A 5383-nucleotide genomic window follows, 5' to 3' on the forward strand; every position below is an offset into this window, starting at 1 on the left:
CGCCCCGCTTTTTCTGATCACAGTCATCACCTTCCTCTATTTGCTGGAGATCATGAGTCTGCAGATTGCTGTACGGGAAGGGCTTCAATATGCCGGCAGGAATGCGATGCAGGAGGCGGCAGAGATTCCCCTGTTGAATCCGGGAAAGGCAGAGGCGGATATTGTGGAATCCGTCGGAAGATCAAGGCTGGACGGGAGCATCCTGCAAGGCGGCAGCAGCGGCATTGATTGTAGCGGATCGACTCTTTCTCCGCTGACTGGAATCGGAAAACTGCAGGTAACATACAAGGTGAAGATTCCGATCCCCCTATTTCACATTCCGCCGATCCTGTTGACGGAACATATAAAATAAAAGGATGGGTAGGCTATGAACCGGCGGGAGGAGACATGGACGGGGAAGAGGTGGTGTATGTAACGGAAACAGGGCTGGTGTACCATAAGGATCCCAACTGCACCCATTTGGATCTTTCCATACGACAGGTAGAAAAAGTCAGATTTCCGGGCTGCGCAATGAAAGTGGAGGCAAGTATTATGCCTGTCCTATTTGTAAGAAAAAAGGAAAGGCCTGCTATATTACCACTACGGGAGACAGATATCACAGGTCCTTATCCTGCAGCGGGTTGAAAAGGACGGTTTATTCCATCCCGGTCTCAGAAGCAAGGGGAAGGAGGAAATGCTCCAGATGTGGGAATTAGACAGATGCGTATGCGGCATACTGCTGGGGACCTTGGCAGTGCTCGACTATAAGAAAAAGCAGGTTCCCATAAGTCTGCTGGCGATAGGTGGAGTCCTGGCTTTGTGCTTTTGCATCGGAGAGGGACCGGATGGGCAAACATTGGCAGGCGGCGCAGTGGGAAGCGCCTGCCTGCTGCTCAGCAAAGTCACGGGAGAACAGATAGGATATGGAGACAGTATAGGTATTTTGGAAATGGGGATCTATCTGGGAGGATGGAACCTGCTTCAGGTGCTGCTGCTGGCTTTCTTTTTCTGGGGATCCGGGCAGGAATCTGTATGGCAAGACGAGGATTCAAAAAAGAGATGTGTATTCCCTTTTATCCCTTTTTATGGATGGGATACAGCCTGCTGTGGGGCTTGGAAGGATTCCTGTGAAATCAGAAGGGGGCGATCAGAAAAAGACAAGGAAGAGGAAGAGATTAGGGAGGGAGCAAAGAAGAGAAACCAGCCATGGGCGGAAGTCAAATGAAAGCAGAGGCGAAGATAGGAACTGGCAGACAGAAAGACAAAAAGGGAAGACAGGGAGAAAGGCGGAGAATGGACAAAGGATCCGAGATGACAGTGGGACAGACCCGGAGGAAAGCAGAAAAAATTTTATGGATAAAAGGCGGATTTACGATAGAAATGTCCCTTTTAATGCCGCTGCTTCTTTTTATGGGGATGCAGTGTGTATTTCTGATGTTTTTCTTTCATGACAAAAATATAGTGGAAGGAGCAGTGTATGAGGCCCTGGCCTCTACCGTCACAAGAGGAAAAGAGGCGGAGGATGTAAAAGAAGGAGTCATACTGGAAAGATTTTATGAAAGGCTCCAGGGGAAATGCCTGTTACTTTCCGATATTCGGGGAAGTGTAAAGAAGGAAGGGGGAAAAGTGGTACTGGAGGCCACGGCAAATAAGTTTGGTTGGAAGGTTATCGTCAGAAGAAAGTGGCAGGTGCTTTGGCAGGAGGATTATATCCGGAGGCTTCCCGACATTTTGAAATAGACAGGTGAAACATGAAGAGGGAAGGAAACCGGAAAAACAGAGGAGAAGCGAGAAAACAAGGCCAAAAGGAGTGAGGATGGAAAGAAGGATCAGCATCAGGGAAAAGGGATATTATGAAGAAGATTATCAGATGCGGATGCTGCGCATAAATTCAACAGAATATTTGCTGCGCGTGATGGGCAGAGGGATTGATGACAGCAGTTGTTACGAATATGAAGTGAGCGGAAAGGTGTCCATGAGCGCCATGTTTGAAAGAGGAAACATGAGAGGCAGGGATGTGGAACTGCTGATGGACAGTATCAGAGAAGCGATCCGCGAGACAGAGAGGCATTTATTGAACATTCACTGCCTTTTGCTGCAGCCGGAATATATTTTTTATGAAGAGAAAAAGTTTTATTTTTGTTACTTTCCTCCTTCCAAAGAGAATATATGGAGGGTATCCACAGGCTGACAGAGTATCTGGTAAAACATATAGATTATGAGGACCCGGCAGGGGTAGAGGGAGTATTTTTTCTGCATAAGAAGACAATGGAGGAAAACTATAGTCTGGAAAAGATCAGCCGGGAATACAAGACGCTGCTATCCGGGCGGCTTCGGGAGCAAAAAGAAGCGATGGTAGCAGGAACAGAAGAAAAAGAAACAGAAACCGTCTGTTGGGAGAAGTGGGAAGAGGAAGGAGAAATGGAGCCCATATTGATCAGAGAAGCAAAGCAGTTTTGGGAGCCGGTAAAAAATCTTTTAAAACGGAGAAAAAAGAAAAAATGGGGAGACTGGGAAGGGTTTTCCCGGGAAGAAATCCGGTAAGAGATTTGGTAAGAGATCCAGGGAGGAGCCCTTGGCGATATTTATGAAAAACAGTCCTTTCCCGGAATGCGCTGAAAAAGTCCGGAGCCGATCTGCAGAAGAGGGACAGCACCTGAGATACCTGAAGGGAGTGACAAGAAAACAGGAAAGTGTTAAAATGAAATCCAGAAGAATCGATGAGATCCCGGAGCTACAGAACATATTACAGAGAAAGTAAAAGGCAGGAGGAAGCAAAAGGAGAGGCAGATGGAAACAGGGAGATGGATAAAATCAGCGTCCTTTTGGCTGGTAGTCATAAATGTTGTGATATTTTTGGGAATGTCGGCTATGGGAGATCCCAGGATGCAGGATTCGTGTTGGGGCACGGGGGATGTAGTCCGTGTGCGGAGAAAGAAGAAATTATCGGCGTTTACCTGTAGTTTTGCATTTCAACGCGACACATCTGGTGATACATGGTGGGATTGCTGGCTGGGAGCATCCACGGACAGGCTCCAGTGCTCCCGATACGGATCAACTGCTTCCAGTTGTGGATGACTTCCCATGGCCAGCAATCCACCATGTTATTCACAGATGTCGCGTGAATGCAAAACATACAGGTAAAAGCGATAATATCTTCTTCTCCACACAAACGGACATAATCCCCGTGCCCAACACGAATCCTGCATCCTGGATCTCCCATAGCGACATTCCAAAAAATCACAACATTTATGACTACCAGCCAAAAGGACGCTGATTTTATCCATCTCCCTGTTTCCATCTGCCTCTCCTTTTGCTTCCTCCTGCCTTTTACTTTCTCTGTAATATGTTCTGTAGCTCCGGGATCTCATCGATTCTTCTGGATTTCATTTTAACACTTTCCTGTTTTCTTGTCACTCCCTTCAGGTATCTCAGGTGCTGTCCCTCTTCTGCAGATCGGCTCCGGACTTTTCAGCGCATTCCGGGAAAGGACTGTTTTTCATAAATATCGCCAAGGGCTCCTCCCTGGATCTCTTACCAAATCTCTTACCGGATTTCTTCCCGGGAAAACCCTTCCCAGTCTCCCCATTTTTTCTTTTTTCTCCGTTTTAAAAGATTTTTTACCGGCTCCCAAAACTGCTTTGCTTCTCTGATCAATATGGGCTCCATTTCTCCTTCCTCTTCCCACTTCTCCCAACAGACGGTTTCTGTTTCTTTTTCTTCTGTTCCTGCTACCATCGCTTCTTTTTGCTCCCGAAGCCGCCGGATAGCAGCGTCTTGTATTCCCGGCTGATCTTTTCCAGACTATAGTTTTCCTCCATTGTCTTCTTATGCAGAAAAAATACTCCCTCTACCCCTGCCGGGTCCTCATAATCTATATGTTTTACCAGATACTCTGTCAGCCTGTGGATACCCTCCCATATATTCTCTTTGGAAGGAGGAAAGTAACAAAAATAAAACTTTTTCTCTTCATAAAAAATATATTCCGGCTGCAGCAAAAGGCAGTGAATGTTCAATAAATGCCTCTCTGTCTCGCGGATCGCTTCTCTGATACTGTCCATCAGCAGTTCCACATCCCTGCCTCTCATGTTTCCTCTTTCAAACATGGCGCTCATGGACACCTTTCCGCTCACTTCATATTCGTAACAACTGCTGTCATCAATCCCTCTGCCCATCACGCGCAGCAAATATTCTGTTGAATTTATGCGCAGCATCCGCATCTGATAATCTTCTTCATAATATCCCTTTTCCCTGATGCTGATCCTTCTTTCCATCCTCACTCCTTTTGGCCTTGTTTTCTCGCTTCTCCTCTGTTTTTCCGGTTTCCTTCCCTCTTCATGTTTCACCTGTCTATTTCAAAATGTCGGGAAGCCTCCGGATATAATCCTCCTGCCAAAGCACCTGCCACTTTCTTCTGACGATAACCTTCCAACCAAACTTATTTGCCGTGGCCTCCAGTACCACTTTTCCCCCTTCCTTCTTTACACTTCCCCGAATATCGGAAAGTAACAGGCATTTCCCCTGGAGCCTTTCATAAAATCTTTCCAGTATGACTCCTTCTTTTACATCCTCCGCCTCTTTTCCTCTTGTGACGGTAGAGGCCAGGGCCTCATACACTGCTCCTTCCACTATATTTTTGTCATGAAAGAAAAACATCAGAAATACACACTGCATCCCCATAAAAAGAAGCAGCGGCATTAAAAGGGACATTTCTATCGTAAATCCGCCTTTTATCCATAAAATTTTTTCTGCTTTCCTCCGGGTCTGTCCCACTGTCATCTCGGATCCTTTGTCCATTCTCCGCCTTTCTCCCTGTCTTCCCTTTTTGTCTTTCTGTCTGCCAGTTCCTATCTTCGCCTCCTGCTTTCATTTGACTTCCGCCCATGGCTGGTTTCTCTTCTTTGCTCCCTCCCTAATCTCTTCCTCTTCCTTGTCTTTTTCTGATCGCCCCTTCTGATTCACAGGAATCCTTCCAAGCCCACAGCAGGCTGTATCCCATCCATAAAAAGGGATAAAAGGGAATACACATCTCTTTTTGAATCCTCGTCTTGCCATACAGATTCCTGCCCGGATCCCCAGAAAAAAGAAAGCCAGCAGCAGCACCTGAAGCAGGTTCCATCCTCCCAGATAGATCCCCATTTCCAAAATACCTATACTGTCTCCATATCCTATCTGTTCTCCCGTGACTTTGCTGAGCAGCAGGCAGGCGCTTCCCACTGCGCCGCCTGCCAATGTTTGCCCATCCCGGTCCCTCTCCGATGCAAAAGCACAAAGCCAGGACTCCACCTATCGCCAGCAGACTTATGGGAACCTGCTTTTTCTTATAGTCGAGCACTGCCAAGGTCCCCAGCAGTATGCCGCATACGCATCTGTCTAATTCCCACATCTGGAGCATTTCCTCCTT

The 5383-nt window shown here is 47.0% G+C and carries 8 protein-coding genes and 2 pseudogenes; 5 read left to right on the forward strand and 5 right to left on the reverse strand.

Going from position 1 to position 5383, the window contains the following annotated elements; genetic code table 11:
- The 5 genes and pseudogenes from FYJ34_RS12655 to FYJ34_RS13040 all read left to right on the forward strand — a co-directional run.
- A pseudogene (locus FYJ34_RS12655) lies at window positions 1–352 on the forward strand (pilus assembly protein); the annotation flags it as partial.
- A 35-nt stretch (window positions 353–387) separates the two neighbouring features.
- Window positions 388–624, forward strand: a complete 237-nt coding sequence (locus FYJ34_RS00670) for a hypothetical protein (protein WP_154475333.1) — start codon at window positions 388–390, stop codon at window positions 622–624.
- 58 nt (window positions 625–682) lie between these two features.
- The gene (locus tag FYJ34_RS00675; protein ID WP_173017035.1) at window positions 683–1204 is read left to right on the forward strand and encodes a prepilin peptidase; all 522 of its coding nucleotides are present in this window, start codon (window positions 683–685) and stop codon (window positions 1202–1204) included.
- Window positions 1186–1719 (forward strand): TadE family protein, encoded by a 534-nt coding sequence (locus FYJ34_RS00680; RefSeq protein ID WP_154475337.1) that lies wholly within the window; start codon window positions 1186–1188, stop codon window positions 1717–1719. The genes FYJ34_RS00675 and FYJ34_RS00680 overlap by 19 nt, the downstream gene beginning before the upstream one ends.
- Window positions 1720–1855: 136 nt before the next feature.
- Window positions 1856–2523: pseudogene (locus tag FYJ34_RS13040) on the forward strand (DUF6382 domain-containing protein).
- Window positions 2524–2932: 409 nt separating this feature from the next.
- Here the strand turns inward: FYJ34_RS13040 and FYJ34_RS00695 are convergent.
- From FYJ34_RS00695 to FYJ34_RS00710, 5 genes are all read right to left on the reverse strand, one after another.
- Window positions 2933–3280 carry a hypothetical protein gene (locus FYJ34_RS00695; protein ID WP_154475343.1) on the reverse strand — a complete coding sequence of 116 codons (348 nt, stop codon included), beginning with the start codon at window positions 3278–3280 and terminating at the stop codon, window positions 2933–2935.
- A gap of 245 nt (window positions 3281–3525) precedes the next feature.
- Complete coding sequence (locus FYJ34_RS13045; RefSeq protein ID WP_235899155.1) at window positions 3526–3717, reverse strand: hypothetical protein; 192 nt, start codon at window positions 3715–3717, stop codon at window positions 3526–3528.
- Window positions 3711–4253 (reverse strand): DUF6382 domain-containing protein, encoded by a 543-nt coding sequence (locus FYJ34_RS00700; protein ID WP_235899156.1) that lies wholly within the window; start codon window positions 4251–4253, stop codon window positions 3711–3713. Before FYJ34_RS00700 ends, FYJ34_RS13045 begins: the two co-directional genes overlap by 7 nt.
- Window positions 4254–4329: 76 nt before the next feature.
- Window positions 4330–4776, reverse strand: coding sequence for a TadE family protein (locus FYJ34_RS00705; RefSeq protein WP_154475345.1), 447 nt, complete (start codon window positions 4774–4776; stop codon window positions 4330–4332).
- Window positions 4777–4845: 69 nt separating this feature from the next.
- On the reverse strand, window positions 4846–5211 hold the full coding sequence (locus FYJ34_RS00710; protein WP_154475347.1) for a hypothetical protein: 366 nt from the start codon (window positions 5209–5211) through the stop codon (window positions 4846–4848).
- Window positions 5212–5383 lie beyond the last annotated feature (172 nt).

This window comes from Suipraeoptans intestinalis, assembly GCF_009696485.1.
In the GTDB taxonomy this organism is placed as follows: Bacteria; Bacillota; Clostridia; order Lachnospirales; family Lachnospiraceae; genus Suipraeoptans; species Suipraeoptans intestinalis.

What these genes read in the sequence shown, in the direction of transcription:
- FYJ34_RS00695 (WP_154475343.1), bottom strand. Translation starts at nt 3,280, where the DNA reads ATGGAAACAGGGAGATGGATAAAATCAGCGTCCTTTTGGCTGGTAGTC.
- FYJ34_RS13045 (WP_235899155.1), bottom strand. Translation starts at nt 3,717, where the DNA reads ATGGTAGCAGGAACAGAAGAAAAAGAAACAGAAACCGTCTGTTGGGAG.
- FYJ34_RS00705 (WP_154475345.1), bottom strand. Translation starts at nt 4,776, where the DNA reads ATGGACAAAGGATCCGAGATGACAGTGGGACAGACCCGGAGGAAAGCA.
- FYJ34_RS00700 (WP_235899156.1), bottom strand. Translation starts at nt 4,253, where the DNA reads ATGGAAAGAAGGATCAGCATCAGGGAAAAGGGATATTATGAAGAAGAT.
- FYJ34_RS00675 (WP_173017035.1), top strand. Translation starts at nt 683, where the DNA reads ATGTGGGAATTAGACAGATGCGTATGCGGCATACTGCTGGGGACCTTG.
- FYJ34_RS00670 (WP_154475333.1), top strand. Translation starts at nt 388, where the DNA reads ATGGACGGGGAAGAGGTGGTGTATGTAACGGAAACAGGGCTGGTGTAC.
- FYJ34_RS00680 (WP_154475337.1), top strand. Translation starts at nt 1,186, where the DNA reads ATGGGCGGAAGTCAAATGAAAGCAGAGGCGAAGATAGGAACTGGCAGA.